General features: G+C 65.4%; 10 protein-coding genes. 3 read left to right on the forward strand and 7 right to left on the reverse strand.

Annotation, left to right across the window (positions count from 1 at the left end):
- Nucleotides 1-111: 111 nt before the first annotated feature.
- Both PCE31106_RS13435 and scpB read right to left on the reverse strand, forming a co-directional pair.
- Nucleotides 112-1,932, reverse strand: a complete 1,821-nt coding sequence (locus tag PCE31106_RS13435; protein WP_437343814.1) for a pseudouridine synthase — start codon at nt 1,930-1,932, stop codon at nt 112-114.
- Between the two features lie 153 nt (nt 1,933-2,085).
- The gene (gene scpB, locus PCE31106_RS13440; protein ID WP_150563589.1) at nt 2,086-3,306 is read right to left on the reverse strand and encodes an SMC-Scp complex subunit ScpB; all 1,221 of its coding nucleotides are present in this window, start codon (nt 3,304-3,306) and stop codon (nt 2,086-2,088) included.
- A 327-nt stretch (nt 3,307-3,633) separates the two neighbouring features.
- Here scpB and fnr point away from each other — a divergent pair, with 327 nt between their 5' ends.
- Nucleotides 3,634-4,362 (forward strand): fumarate/nitrate reduction transcriptional regulator Fnr, encoded by a 729-nt coding sequence (gene fnr, locus PCE31106_RS13445; RefSeq protein WP_150563590.1) that lies wholly within the window; start codon nt 3,634-3,636, stop codon nt 4,360-4,362.
- Nucleotides 4,363-4,633: 271 nt separating this feature from the next.
- Nucleotides 4,634-5,056 carry a YybH family protein gene (locus PCE31106_RS13450; RefSeq protein ID WP_051060029.1) on the forward strand — a complete coding sequence of 141 codons (423 nt, stop codon included), beginning with the start codon at nt 4,634-4,636 and terminating at the stop codon, nt 5,054-5,056.
- A gap of 12 nt (nt 5,057-5,068) precedes the next feature.
- On the opposite strand, the gene PCE31106_RS13455 is transcribed toward PCE31106_RS13450, so the two are convergent.
- A complete protein-coding gene (locus tag PCE31106_RS13455; RefSeq protein WP_150563591.1) occupies nt 5,069-6,001 on the reverse strand; it encodes a LysR family transcriptional regulator in 933 nt (310 codons plus the stop codon).
- 137 nt (nt 6,002-6,138) lie between these two features.
- Here PCE31106_RS13455 and PCE31106_RS13460 point away from each other — a divergent pair, with 137 nt between their 5' ends.
- Nucleotides 6,139-7,155 (forward strand): zinc-binding alcohol dehydrogenase family protein, encoded by a 1,017-nt coding sequence (locus PCE31106_RS13460; protein ID WP_150563592.1) that lies wholly within the window; start codon nt 6,139-6,141, stop codon nt 7,153-7,155.
- Between the two features lie 115 nt (nt 7,156-7,270).
- Here the strand turns inward: PCE31106_RS13460 and PCE31106_RS13465 are convergent, their stop codons facing one another.
- From PCE31106_RS13465 to hrpA, 4 genes are all read right to left on the reverse strand, one after another.
- Nucleotides 7,271-8,110: a competence/damage-inducible protein A gene (locus tag PCE31106_RS13465; RefSeq protein WP_017231389.1), complete on the reverse strand. Its 840-nt coding sequence runs from the start codon at nt 8,108-8,110 to the stop codon at nt 7,271-7,273.
- 90 nt (nt 8,111-8,200) lie between these two features.
- Entirely contained in the window at nt 8,201-9,121 is a 921-nt protein-coding gene (locus PCE31106_RS13470) for an EI24 domain-containing protein (RefSeq protein ID WP_017231390.1), read from the reverse strand.
- A gap of 118 nt (nt 9,122-9,239) precedes the next feature.
- On the reverse strand, nt 9,240-10,235 hold the full coding sequence (locus PCE31106_RS13475) for a YVTN family beta-propeller repeat protein (protein WP_150563593.1): 996 nt from the start codon (nt 10,233-10,235) through the stop codon (nt 9,240-9,242).
- 366 nt (nt 10,236-10,601) lie between these two features.
- Nucleotides 10,602-14,744, reverse strand: a complete 4,143-nt coding sequence (gene hrpA / locus PCE31106_RS13480) for an ATP-dependent RNA helicase HrpA (protein WP_437343815.1) — start codon at nt 14,742-14,744, stop codon at nt 10,602-10,604.
- Between the last annotated feature and the right edge of the window lie 20 nt (nt 14,745-14,764).

The raw sequence follows: 14,764 nt of genomic DNA on the forward strand, positions 1-14,764 counted from the left end.
TGCAGGATGGACCCAACGAACGAATGTCCCCGTTATTTCGGACGCCAGGCCAGGGGCAACACACTGGCGCCCCTGCCTGCCGTCGTCCGCCCTGGGGGCGTTCCAACGAAATCAACGTGAACGGTTGCCGCCGCGATTGCCACGGTTGCCTTGATTGCCACCACCTGTATTGCCGCCGCCACTTCCACCCGCACGGTTGCCGCCACGACTGCGATTACCATTGACGTTACCGTTGCCGCCACCGTTACCGCCGCGCGACTGACCGCCAAAACCACCGCCGCCCGCCGACGAATTCCCACCGCCGAAACGTCGTCCCTCGCCTCGCGGCGAAGGCGTTTGCCCCGGGTAGCCGCCGCTCGGGCCAACGAAGGCCGTCAGCGGATTGGGCCGGGGACGACGCGACTGGCCCGGCTCGCGGCTGAACACGCCCAAGGCCGTCTGCATCGGGTCCGGTTGACGGCGCGGCTCTTTCGGCGCGCCGGCTTTGCCGCCACGACCACCCACACTGCCCTTGTCGTCCGAGCCGGTGCCCGGCATCTTCATGCCGACCGTCGCGAACAGGGAGCGCACCTGCGCCTCGTCCAACTCTTCGTAACGGCCGCGCTTGAGACCGCGTGGCAGCGTCAGCGGGCCGTAACGCGTACGGATCAGACGACTCACCATCAGGCCCGCCGCATCGAACATGCGACGCACTTCGCGGTTACGGCCTTCGGTCAACGCGACGTGATACCAGTGATTCGACCCTTCGCCACCGCCGTCCTGCAACCGCAGGAAATTGGCTTTGCCGTCGTCCAGCTCGATGCCGCGCAGCAGTTGCTGACGCGACGCCTCGCTCAATTGCCCCACGGTACGCACGGCATATTCACGCTCGATGCCATAACGCGGATGCATGAATCGGTTCGCCAGATCGCCCGACGTCGTGAGGATCAGCAAGCCTTCCGTGTTGAAGTCCAGGCGCCCAACGGCGAGCCACTTGGCCGTCTTCATCGGCGGCAAGCGATCGAATACCGACGCACGGCCTTCCGGATCGGAATGGCTGACGATCTCGCCCGACGGCTTGTGATAGAGCAGCACGCGCGGCGGTTTGCTCGTGATGCGACGCTTGACGAGCTTGCCGTTGATGCGGACCTGATCGGTCGGCAGAATGCGCTGACCGATGTGCGCGGGCTCGGCGTTGACCGACACGCGTCCGGCGAGAATCAGCTCTTCCATCTCGCGACGCGATCCCATGCCGGCCTCGGCCAGCACTTTGTGCAGCTTGGGCGCCTCATCGTCCGGCGACAGGACACGACGGTCGGCCGGGCGGCGGCCGCGCTTGGCAGCCGCCTTGGCATCGCCTTCGGACTCGTCGCTATCGAAGCCACCCGACGTCACGAACGCGAACAGATCGTCGTCACCGCCCTTAGGCGCCTTGCCACCCTTGCCGCCCTTGCCGCCACCGACGCCTGCGCCGCCCCGGGCACCGCCCGTCGACTCCTTGCGGCCACGGCCCTTGGCACCCTGCGGCGCCCTGCCTGTCGGCGTCGCACCATGACCGCTGGCTGCGCCGCCATCGCCTTGCGCCGACTGCGCCGGCGGCGAGGACTGTGCGGCACCGTCACGCTTGCCGCTACGCGGCTTACGGGGTGCGGCATTGCGGCCTCGCGCCTGAGCGGCCAACGGTGCACCGTCGGCGCCCAATGCTTGAGCTTGCGGCGCATCGCCGTGCGGTTCCCCGCGTGGGGCGTCCGACGCGGCAGATTCACCTGCGCCGCCGTCCTCGCCTTCACGCTTGGATTGCTGAGCCGCCCGACGGCGGGCAATCAGACTGCGCGGACCACGGCGCAAGCCGCGGCGCGATGCTTTTTCGTCGCCGCCCTCGCCTTCCGGCGCACGGGCTTCGGCACCAGCATCGCGTGCGTGCAGGTCCTGGGATTCTTCGATTTGTTTCAACACAACCTCATTGGAAAACGGGATCGTCGCGGGCAGGCGTAAATGGCTGCCCCGATCCGTGTTCGCACCATGAATGCGCGGCAAATGATTGCCGCGACTTCGTTCTTATCGCTAACGGCCCTGCTGGTGCGCGCGACGCGATGCGCCGACGCCTCAGGTGCCCGTGACGAGACTCTTGTCGTCCCCGTCGCTCTCGTCGTCATCTCCCTCACCGGACAGGGGCTGCCCGGTGGCGGGTTCGTTCGCTGCCGAGTCGGCAGCGTGCGGGGAAACCTCTTGTGTTACCAACGCGGCGGGATCTGCCGCCGACGTCGCTACATCCTGCGCATCTTGCGGCGGATCGTCGCCGACCGACACCGCAGACTCCGATTCTTCGGAAAATTCCTTGTCCTGCGCGACCTCCACCGACATTGCGGCACTGGAGGACACCGGCCCTTGATCTGCCTCGCCGTCGCCAGACTTCGCTTGCGTCGCATCGTCATGCACCGCGTCGACCTGCTCACTGACGTGCGCCGCGCCCGCGAGTTCCGCAAGCGATGCCCGTTCAGCGTCTACCGGCTCAATCTCCGCCAGCGCCTCGATCGGGCCTGTCGCCCCATCATCGCCTTCGCCTTCCGCCATCACGGCGTCGAGCAACGCGTCTTCCGTCGGCCCGTCGCCCACGACCTGCAGCGGGCGCTGATCTTCGGGCAGCCCTTGTGCAAGCGGCAAGTCGTCGGCACGCGCTTGCGCCAGACGTGCCAGCGCTTGCGCATCGGCGACAGGCGCGTCATCAGACATCGCGTCATCCCCCGCGTCGGCCTCGGCACGTTCGCCGAATTCGATGTTCTGCTGCGCGAGCAAGTCGATCTGCGCCTGTGCGGCCGGATCTTCGAGCGGCGGCAACGCATCGAGCGCCCGCAGCCCCAGATCGTCGAGAAAGTCCTTGGTCGTGGCGTACAGACCCGGGCGTCCCGGCACATCTCGATGCCCGATCACCTCGATCCAGCCTCGATCCTCGAGTTGCTTGATGATCTGTGTGTTGACCGTCACGCCGCGAATCTCTTCGATATCGCCGCGCGTGACCGGTTGACGGTACGCGATGATCGCCAGCGTCTCCATCACCGCTCGCGAATACTTCGGCGGCTTCTCTGGATTCAGGCGATCAAGGTATTCACGCATGCGCGGACGGCTCTGGAAACGCCAGCCGGTGGCCAACGCCACCAATTCCACACCTCGGCCATCCCATTGCACGCGGATTTCCTCGAGCAGCGCGCGCACCGTGTCGCCAGACACGGCGTCATTGAAAAGCTTGCGCAGATCGCCGACCTTGAGCGGCTCCTGCGCGCAAATCAACGCGGTCTCGAGGACGAGTTTCGCCTCTTGGGTATTCATGTGCGACTAAGCAGACCGGGGGCTTGGCGACCCGGTATCAGGAATAAATGGATGCTTGGAACACGAGAAACGGTCGTAACCGCTTCGCATAAGCGCGCGCCCGATTGTGTTCGGTCGTAGTGACGGCGGCGCGACCTGAATGCTTCGAAACGACCTGCCGGGAAAACGCCCAGGCCGATTGTGCGGCGAGACGGACGTCCGGTATGTGCGCAATTATTACTGAAACACCGACGCCCGTAAAGCCTCGTCGACATTCCGACGTGCGGAAAGGGAAAACGATAGGTCAACGCACCATGATAGACTCTCCAAAAAACTTCAGGGGCCCTCATGACCACAGAAAACGGTCGCACTCCCATCGCTCAGCCCCGCTGTTCCACATGTTCGCTCGGGCAATTCTGCTTGCCGGTCGGCATTCCGGAACCCGAGCTGGAACGACTCGATGCACTGGTAAGCGAGCGCCGCCGCCTCAAGAAAGGCGACGTGCTGTACCACGCGAACGACGATCTGCACGCTGTCTACGGCATTCGCTTCGGTTCGCTCAAAAGTTGCGTCACGGCCCCCGACGGCCGCGAGCAAGTCGTCGGCTTCCACCTCCAGGGCGAACTCATCGGCCTTGACGCCGTGGCCGACCACCACCACCCGAGCACCGCCATCGCGCTCGAAGACAGCGAGCTGTGCATCGCCCGCTTCGGCGAACTGGAGACGTTGTCGCGTCAAGTGCCATCGCTCCAACGCCAGTTGCACCGCCTGATGAGCCAGGAAATCCGCAACGAGCACCAGCAACTGCTCGCGCTCGGCACCATGCGTGCCGAGGAACGTCTGGCCGTCTTCCTGCTCAACCTGTCCGAGCGGCTGTCCGCGCGCGGTTACTCCGCCCATGAATTCGTGCTGCGCATGAGCCGCGAAGAAATCGGAAGTTTCCTCGGCCTCAAGCTTGAAACCGTCAGCCGCCTGTTCTCACGCTTTGCACAAAACGGCATGATCGAAATCCGGCAGCGCCACGTCAAGATCATCGACGCCGCCGCGCTGCACGAACTCGCCGGCGTTCCCTGCTGACACCCGCCAACGGGGACGCACCAGCGTCCCCGCAGCCGAAGCTCCCGCCAGTGCGCCGTCACCCGCCATCGCTGCCTCGGATCTTACCGATACGCTAACGGCCCCGCCCCCACGTCGTGTTGCGCCAGATCAAGCGTCGCGCGCGATGGCGCGATTTTGCCCTCCCGACGTTCGACAAGCCCCGGCAAACGCTCCATAATCGGCGCGTTCTCCAGGCGCCCCCATTGCCTGGCGCTCCACCCCGTCGGAGGCTGCCGTTATGCCCGCTGCCATTTTTCTAAGTCCGGAAGACGCCGAGCACGCCTACTACGAAGCGCTGCGCGCCGGCGATACCGATACGCTGATGGACGTCTGGTCGGAAGACGAGGAAATCGTCTGCATTCACCCGGCAGGGCCCCGCCACGTCGGCCCGGCGGCGGTTCGCGAGAGTTGGCAGCAGATTCTTGCCAAGGACGGATTGCACGTCACGGCCAGTCATCTCCAGGTAGCGCGCAATCCGCTGTGCGCGGTCCATAACGTGCTGGAACAGGTACAGGTCGAGACCCGTCCCGAAGCCCGTTACGCCTTCGTGCTCGCCACGAACGTTTACATGAAGGAAGCCGATGGCTGGCGCCTTGTGCTTCACCATGCCAGCCCGGCGATCGGTCACGAGGACGCCGGCGCACAACTCACGCGGCCCCATCACCTGCACTGACGCTTCGTCGCGTTACGGCCTCGATAGGCCAGCCGATGGGTCGTCGCCGTCATCCCAATACGGCGCCGGCCCAAAGCGCGCCTGCAGGAATTCGATCAGCGCATGGGTTTTCGGCGGCACGAACGCCCGACTCGGGTAGACGGCCCAGATCGCCACCTCCTCCGCGAGCGGGTAGGCGGGCAACACCGGCACCAGCGCCCCGCTGCGCAGATGCGCGCCGACGTCCCACGTGGACTTGAGCGCAATGCCCAGGCCCGCCAAAACCGCGTCGCGCAGCACTTCCCCGTTATCCGACGCCAGACGCCCGCCGACACGCACGCTCAGCGGGCCACCGGGCGTCACGAACCGCCAATCGCGCTGCTCCCCCAGGATCAGGCAGTCGTGCGCAGCAAGCTCGCCTGGGTGCTTCGGCGCGCCGCGCGCCGCGAGGTACGCGGGCGACGCACACAATGTCCGGCGATTCGGGGCGAGCTTGCGAGCAACGAGCGTCGAGTCACGCAACGCCCCGACGCGAATCGCGAGATCCATGCCTGCCTCGATCAGGTCGACGACCCGATCCGTGAGCCGGAAGTCCAGCGAAATCCCCGGATAGCGCGCCAGGAAGGCCGACAAGGCGGGGGAAACATGCTGACGCCCGAACGACGAGGAGCATGACACCCGCAAACGCCCCTGAGGCGCTGCGTGCCCCTGCCCAACGCTTGCCATCGCTTGCGCCTCGGCCGCGAGCAAGGTCTGCGCGTCTCGCAGAAAGGCTTCCCCCTCTTGCGTGAGCGCCACCCTGCGTGTCGTCCGATGCAGCAACCGTGCCCCGAGCACACCTTCGAGTTGTGTCAGGCGCGTACTGGCCGTGGCCGGAGACAGCCCTTGCTCGCGCCCCGCGGCCGACACATTCCCGAGCGCCGCCACGCGCACGAACAACGCCACGGTATCGAGGTCCAATGCCATTTGATGGAATTTCCAAAAGATCTTTTCCGCATTATGCGAATTATCAAAGCAATCGACTAGCCTTAGTCTCTCGTTATCGCATCGGGGGTGTCGCCGGCGCACTGCCGGCTGCGCCCCGCCTATTCAGGAGAAAACAGATGAAAGCCGTCGGATTAACCCATTACCTGCCGATTGACGACCCGAAGTCGCTCGAAGACATCGAGCTGCCGACGCCAACACCCGCGGGGCGCGACCTGCTGGTCAAGGTCGAAGCGATTTCCGTGAACCCGGTCGACACCAAGGTTCGCGCCCCGAAAGATAAGGTCGAAGCCACGCCTCGCGTGTTGGGGTGGGATGCGGCGGGCACCGTCGCAGCCGTGGGCCCGGACGTCACCCTCTTCAAGGTTGGCGACCCGGTGTACTACGCGGGCAGCATCACGCGCCCAGGCGCGAACAGCGAGTTCCATCTTGTCGACGAGCGCATCGTCGGTCACATGCCCACGTCGCTCGACTTCGCGGGCGCCGCTGCCTTGCCACTCACGACGATCACGGCGTGGGAAGCCCTTTTCGACCGCCTTGGCATCGCTCCCGACGGCGGCGATGAGGGCAAGTCGATCCTCATCGTCGGCGGTGCCGGCGGCGTCGGCTCGATTGCCATTCAGCTCGCGCGACGCCTTGCCCATCTGCACATCGTCGCTACCGCGTCGCGCCCGGCATCGGCCGACTGGTGTCGTCAACTCGGTGCGCAACACGTGATCGACCATACCCAGGACATTCCGGCGCAGCTTCAGTCGATCGGCATGCCACAGGTGGATTTCGTACTGTGCCTGAACGACACCGACGCGCATTTCCCCGCCGTGGCGCAGGTCGTCGCCCCACAAGGCAAGATCTGCTCCATCGTGGAGAATGCGGGTCCGCTCGACATCGGTCTGCTCAAAAACAAGAGCGCCACGTTCGTCTGGGAGTTCATGTTCACGCGCGCCATGTTCGCAACGCCGGACATGATCGCGCAGCACACGCTGCTGACCGAAGTGGCACGCCGGGTCGATGCGGGTACGCTGCGCACGACGGTGGGCGAGGTCCTGGGCCCGATCAACGCGGTGAACCTGCGCCGCGCCCACGCGCAGCTCGAAGGCGGACGCACCATCGGCAAACTCGTGCTCGCCGGATTCTGACCGGCGCGCAGGGCGCGCATGGTTCCCGCCGTGTGCGCCGGCAACGAAAAACGGCGCTTGCCCTTCACAGGCAAGCGCCGTTTTTATGCGCTCTCGCGGCAGTACCGCCCGCCCGTCAATTGCCCGACGGCAGCGTGCCCTCGGGCAGTGCGAGCGCCTCGGTCGGATGCACGATCTCGCCGCCCAGCGCATTCACCCCGGCAATCAGTCGCTCGAACGCCGCGCCAACCAGTGCGGGGTCGCCCTTCACGCCCAGGTCGATATGTCGGCGCGCGTAGATCGCGCCACGCTGCGCGTCGCCCACGCTGGGCAGACTGAACACTTTCACGCCGCCATATTCGGCTTCGATGGCCTCCATGAGCGGCGTCAACGTCGACTCGGCCAACCCGAACACCAGCACCGATCGCTCGGCGTGCTTCGTCAGGTGATGCAACTCGGCGTAGTCCGTGTCGAGCACCCACGCCATCATCGGCCACGCCATGACCGGGAATCCCGGCATGAAGTGATGCCGCTCGACCGAGAACCCCGGAATCTTGTTGTACGGATTCGGTAGCACGCGCGCGCCGACCGGAAACTCGCCCATCTTCAGACGATGCCGGTTATCGGGTTGGCTCATGTCAGCACGGCCGTCGGGACTGGTGTCGGCGATGCGCTCCATGATGAGCGCCTCGGCTTCCGGCGTGAGCACGAGCGGGACATTGAGTGCCGCCGCGGCGCACTGACGCGTGTGATCGTCGGGCGTCGCCCCGATGCCGCCGGTGACGAAAACGATATCCTCGCTCGCAAACGTGCGTCGCAGCGTGGCCGTGATGCGCTCAGGGTCGTCACCCACATATTCGGCCCAGCCGAGTTGCATGCCGCGCTCGGTGAGCAGTTCGACGATCTTGGGGAGATGTTTGTCTTGACGGCGCCCGGAGAGAATCTCGTCGCCGATGATGATGATGCCGACCGCCATGATGCTTCCTTTATCTTGTCGTCAGGGCCTGGGGGGGGGAGCGCGCGGCGCCGCCCGGCGGCAGCGCGCAGTCACACGATTGTGCCACTTTCACGGCGAACCGTTCGACGACCCTCGCCCCGGCGGCAACGCAGGCGGCAGGTCCTCGCTCTCACGCGACGGCGGGCTCGCCACAGGCAACAGCGTTGCCCCGAGCATCGGCTCGTGACGCGCCGCCTCGGCCGCGCGCAATCGCGACAATGCCCGCAGGCAATAGTGCGCGAACCACAACGCTGAAAATATGAAGATCACCACGTACAGCCAAATTGCCAGCAGCGCGATGACCGGGAACATCACGATCATGATGACCGACGACACCCACAGCAGCGTCGGCAATGAGCCGAGCAGCCCGGTTGCCACGCCGATTACCAGCAGTGGCAGACGCCGCTCGCGCACGATCCGGCGACGCTCCTCGGCGCTCGCGTGATACGCCAGCGCGTCGTACGTCATTACGCGATACGTCAGCCAGCCCCATAACAACGGCGGCACGATGGCGAAGAACGGCGGCACGAGCCACAGCGGCAGCGTGAGCAGCGCGGCGACGAGAAAGACCACGGTGGCGCCCAGCGACTGACCGAGACTGCCCCAGAACGAGCCGCCCTGCCGCGCTTCCAGATGAATGTAGTGGCGACGCGAGAGGTGACGCAACACCGCGGGCATCGACCACCCCGCGATGAGCAGCAGCGCCGTGACCACGATCAGCGGGATGAGCAGCGCGACGAGAATGAACGGCGCGAGCGCCATGCGCACGCTATCGATGCCGAAATAGCCGAAGAAGCGGTAGATCCATTGCGTGAACTGCCACTGTTCGAGCCAGACGCGCAGAAAATCGGTGAACGGCACCCAGCCGAACCAGATCACGGCGCCCCAGATCAGCCCGGAGACCACAAAGGGCATGGCGGTGAGCCACAGCATGCGCGGATGCAACAGGCTCACAAGCGCGCGGCCCAGCGCGCGAAGAATGTCATTCATGCAGTATCGATACGGTCGGTGCCGTCAGGACGAGAATCGGAATCCATCGCGTTGAGGACCGTGCGCCCCGAGCGGGGACGCTCGGTCGGTGTGGCGCCCTCGTCGCGATGTCCCGATGTTACAGCACCGGGGCGCGGTCGAAGAAATAGATCCCGTGAGGGGATCGTCCGACCGGAATGGTGTTGATCAGCTTGCGCTGCGTCATATCGATGATGCCGACCTTGCGGGCCCAGCGGAACGTCACCCACAGCGTCTTCCGGTCGGCCGAGAGTTCCATGTCGTCCGGTCCCGGCAGCAGGCCGGTGATGTTGCCGACGTTCGTGAGCGCCACCTGATCGACGATGCTGATCGTGCTCGACACGCGATTCGAAATCAGTACGTGCCTGCCATCGGCGAGCGATCGGAAGTTGTGCGCCCCCTTGCCCGTCGGGATCGTCTTGATCACCTTCTGATTGCGCCAGTCGACCACGGCGGCATAGTCCGCGCCGGTCATTCCCACGAGCAGGTATTTGTCCCCCGGCGTGAGCCACACCCCTGCCGGACTGTCGCCCACCTTCATCGTCCAGAGCACTTTCTGGGTAGCCAGATCGATGGCGGCGATCTCGTTGGACTGCTGCAACGAGATGAAGACAAGTTTGCTGTCCTGCGTGAAGACCAGGTGGCTCGGCATCTTCTTGAGGGGAATGCGCTGCGCCACGCTCAGGTTCTTGCCGTCATAGCGATACACGTCCACGCGATCCAGTCTCAGGGCGTTGGCGACGAACCACTTCTTGTCCGGCGAGAAGCCAATTTGGTACGGGTCTTCGACGTTCTCGATCTTGCGCTGCACCTGTCCCGTCTTCGGGTCGAGGAAGATGAGGTTGTTGCCGACCGAATTCGCCACGATGAGCGACTGATTGTCGGGCGTGGCCATGAGGTGATGCGGCTCCTTGCCAACCGGGAACGTCTGGATGACCTTCTGCGTCGCCTTGTCGATCAGGCTGACGCTGGCGTCGGCCGAGTTGAGCACGACCACGACACTGTCGGGCGCCGGCGCTGCAGCCTTGGCCGGCGCAGCGAGCGCCGCCAGACCGAAGGAAGCCACCAGACCGGCAGCGATCAGGAGTTTGCGCATTGCAGCGTCTCTCGGGAGAAAATTGGGCAGGAAAAGTGGCGAAAACGGCGCGTGGACCGCCCGTTCTCGATACGTCATAGCGACTCGCCATTGTAGGCCGGGAACACCCCGTCAACGCGCGTCCGGCGCACCTTTTTTACGTATCGAAACATAATTTCGACACTTTCTGACGTAGCGCAAACCGGCAAGCGGATGTCCCATCGAAATGGTGTCGGGGGTTGGCGTCGGGGCCGAACGCCGTCATTGCACGCGTGGGTTGGCATCCCCCGAATCAGCTTGGTCGCCAAGTCCGCGACGCTCGCCGGGATCAACGAGATCGCAGCGCTCGCAGCCATCGTTGCGCACGACGGCCGCGCCCCCAGCACGTCAGCGCTGTAACGCCTCCCAAACCTTGTGCAGACGCTTGACCGACACCGGCATGGGCGTGCGCAACTCCTGTGCGAATAGCGAGACGCGCAACTCCTCGAGCAGCCAGCGGAACTCCTCGAGTCGCGCGTCGCCCTGATCGCGGCGCTGCGACGTCGCCCGCTGCCAGTTCTGCAGCAACGGCCCCAGTTCGCTCATGGCGCGGGCGTCGCGGGTCGGATCCGCCTTGAGCTTGTCGATACGTCCGGCCATCGCCTTCAGATAGCGCGGAAAATGCGCCAGTTGCGCGTACGGCGTGTCGATCAGGAACCGCTTGCCGATCAGCCGTTGCAACTGTGCCGTCAGATCCGCATACGCCTGCGCGAACGGCTTGGCCTGGGCCAGCTTCTTCTGCAAGGTCGCGTACTCGGTGAGAATCTGTCCGGCCAGCCGCGCGATCTCCTGCGCGAGCAGCGTGAGGCGCCCCCGCCCCTCGTCCTTGCGCGCGACGAACGACGCGTTATCGCTCGGCCAAGGCAACTGCAGGCACGCACGCTCCAGCGCCAGATCGACGATCTGCTCCCGCAGTGCTTCTTGCGTCCCCAGGTTCATGTACTGCATCGCCATCTGCTGCAGGCCCGGGATGTTCTTCTCCAGATACTTCACCTGCTCGCGCAGTTGAATCGCGAAGAGCCGACGCAGACCCGCGCGATGCTGCCGTTGCGCTTCGTGCGGATCGTCGAACACTTCGAGATCGCAGTGATCGCCGCGCTCGACCAACGCCGGGTAGCCGAACAACGTCTGACCGCCGCGACGGATTTCCAGCATCTCGGGCAGTTCGCCGAAGCTCCACGTCGTGAGGTTGTCGTAGCGGCCGGGCTCGACAGCGGCCGCTGAAGGTGCTGCCTGCGTGCCCGCCCGTCCCGCACCACGCGCCTCGCCGCGCGCCGCCGGCGACGTCGTCGCCGATGCACCATGTGCGTCGGGCTCGACGGCGGAACCACGGGTCGGCGTCGCACCACTCTTCGCCGCCAACTGCTGAAATGTGCGCTGCGCCTGCTGACCGAGTTCGGCACGCAGTTGCGGGAGATTGCGTCCCATGCCGAGTTGACGCCCGTGTTCGTCGATCACCTTGAAGTTCATCGACAGGTGCGCCGGAAGCATTTCGAACTTGAAGTCACTGGACTTGAGCATGACGCCGGTCTGTTCGCGCGCGTCGGCGATGAGGGCATCGAGCAGCGCGCCCTGTCCGAACGTCGCCCGGTCGACGAAGCCGGCCGCAAACTCGGGCAACGGAACGAAGTGACGCCGCAGCTTCTGCGGCAGCGACTTCATCAGCAGGTGCGCCTTCTCTTTGAGCATGCCCGGCACCAGCCATTCGCAGCGGCGCGCGTCGACCTGATTGAGCGCGTAGAGCGGCACGGCGAGCGTTACGCCATCGCGCGGCGAGCCCGGTTCGAAGTGATAGCCGAGCACCATGTCGATGCCCGCAATGGCCGTCTTCTTCGGGAACAAGTCGGTCGTGACGCCCGCTGCCTCGTGACGCATCAGATCGTCGCGCACGAGGTAGAGCAGCTTCGGCGAGCCCTTGGCCGTTTCGCGATACCAGTGCTCGAAGCTCGCGCCGTCGTAGAGATCGGCGGGGACATGGGCATCGTAATACGCGTAGATCAGTTCGTCGTCGACAAGCACGTCCTGGCGGCGCGACTTGTGTTCGAGCTGCTCGATGTCGGCGATCAGCTTGCGATTGTGGGCGTAGAACGGGAGCTTGGTCTCCCATTCGCCTTCCACGAGCGCACTGCGCAGGAAGATTTCTCGGGCGCGACGCGGATCGCGCGGGCCGAAGTTCATCCGTCGGCGCGCATAGATCGTCAGGCCATAGAGCATGCCGCGTTCGTACGCCACGACTTGCGCGGCCTTCTTCTCCCAATGCGCGTCGGAGAGCGACGTCTTCACCAGGTGCTTGCCGACACGTTCGATCCACTCCGGCTCGATCCGGGCGATGCATCGTGCGTAGAGCCGGCTCGTCTCGACGAGTTCGCCGGCCATCACCCAGCGCCCGGCCTTCTTCACGAGCGACGATCCCGGCCAGATGTGGAACTTGATGCCGTGCGCGCCGAGGAAATGCGGATCGTCGTCGGCCTTGCAGCCGATGTTGCCGAGCAGGCCCGCGAGCAAGGCAAGATGCACCTGCTCGTAAGTCGCCTCCGACGCGTTGATGCGCCATCCCTGTTCGCGCACGACGGTGAGCAACTGGCTATGCACGTCGCGCCATTCGCGCAGGCGCAATTGCGACAGGAAGTTGTCGCGGCAGGCTTGTCCGAGCAGCCGGTTCGACTTCTTGTGCGCGATCGCCTCTTCGAACCACTGCCAGATCTTGAGCCACGAGAGGAATTCGGAGCGTTCGTCGGCAAACTTGCGATGGGCGTTGTCGGCGGCGTCCTGCGCTTCGAGGGGGCGGTCACGCGGATCCTGCACGGCCAGCGCACTCGCGATGATGAGGACTTCGCGCAGCGACTGCTGGTCGCGCGCCGCCAGAATCATGCGGCCCACGCGGGGATCGAGCGGCAGACGCGCCAGTTCGCGCCCAAGCGGGGTGAGCTGGTTGGTGTCGTCGACCGCGCCGAGTTCGCCCAACAGTTGATAGCCGTCGGCAACGGCCCGGCCGGGCGGCGGTTCGATGAACGGGAATTCCTCGACCTTGGCGAGCCGCAGCGACTGCATGCGCAGAATGACGGCGGCAAGCGACGAGCGCAGGATTTCCGGATCCGTGAAGCGCGCGCGCGCCTGGAAGTCAGCTTCGTCGTACAGACGAATACACACGCCGTCGGCCACGCGGCCGCAGCGCCCCGCGCGCTGGTTGGCGGCGGCCTGCGAGATCGGCTCGATCTGTAGTTGTTCGACCTTGTTGCGGTACGAGTATCGCTTGACGCGCGCGGTACCGGCATCGACCACGTAGCGAACACCCGGCACCGTGAGCGAGGTTTCCGCCACGTTGGTGGCCAGCACGATACGGCGCGCGTTGGACGGTTTGAACACGCGCTCCTGCTCGGGACCCGAGAGGCGCGCGAAGAGCGGCAGAATTTCAGTGTGCGGCGGATGATGCTTGCGAAGCGACTCGGCCGCCTCGCGGATTTCGCGCTCGCCGGGCAGGAAGACGAGCACGTCGCCGGCGCCTTCGCGGCACAGTTCGTCGACGGCGTCGACGATCCCGTCCATCAGGTCCCGTTCGCGATCGCGCGCGCTGGCGCGGCTGCCTTCGCGCCCCAGCGCGTTCGCGATGCGCGCATCGTCCTGGATCGGGCGGTAGCGCACTTCCACGGGGTACAGGCGCCCGCTCACTTCGATGACCGGCGCTGGGCGCAGGTGGTCGCCCTCGCCCGTGCCGAAATGGCGGGCGAAGCGATCGGCGTCGATGGTGGCCGACGTGATGATGACTTTCAGGTCGGGCCGACGCGGCAGCAACTGCTTGAGGTAGCCGAGCAGAAAGTCGATGTTCAGGCTGCGCTCGTGCGCCTCGTCAATGATGAGGGTGTCGTACGCGCGCAACAGCGGATCGGTCTGCGTCTCGGCGAGCAGAATGCCGTCGGTCATCAGTTTGACGGACGCGCCGTGGGACAAGGTATCGTTGAAGCGCACCTTGAAGCCGACGATGTCGCCAAGCGGGGTGTTGAGTTCGTCGGCGATGCGGCGCGCGGTGGCCGACGCGGCGATCCGACGTGGTTGGGTGTGGCCGATCAGGCCGGTGCCGCCCGCGCCAAGCCCGCGGCCGAGCGCGAGGCAGATTTTGGGAAGCTGAGTGGTCTTGCCCGAGCCGGTCTCGCCGCTCACGATGACGACCTGATGGCCGGCGATGGCGCGCGCAATCTCGTCGCGCCGGCCGGAGACGGGCAGCGCCTCGGGAAAGACGATGTCGGGAAGCGGATTGGCGGCGGCCTGGCGCGCCGCGAGGCGTTCGGCGTCGCGCGCGGCGCGCTCGGCCGGCGTCGTGCGTCGCCCTGTTGCCGGGTTCGGGCCGCCGGCCTGCCCCGTGTTCGCGGGTTTGGGCAGCCTGGCGGGCTTTGGAGTCGACGCGGTGACCGTGGGTTGGGCGCGCGTATGCCCCGGAGCCATCACTTTCGGCTTCGGGGGCGGAGATTGTCGATTTCGTTCATCACTTGCCATGGGCGCGCATTATATAATCT

This window comes from Pandoraea cepalis (genome assembly GCF_902459665.1).
Classification (GTDB): Bacteria; Pseudomonadota; Gammaproteobacteria; order Burkholderiales; family Burkholderiaceae; genus Pandoraea; species Pandoraea cepalis.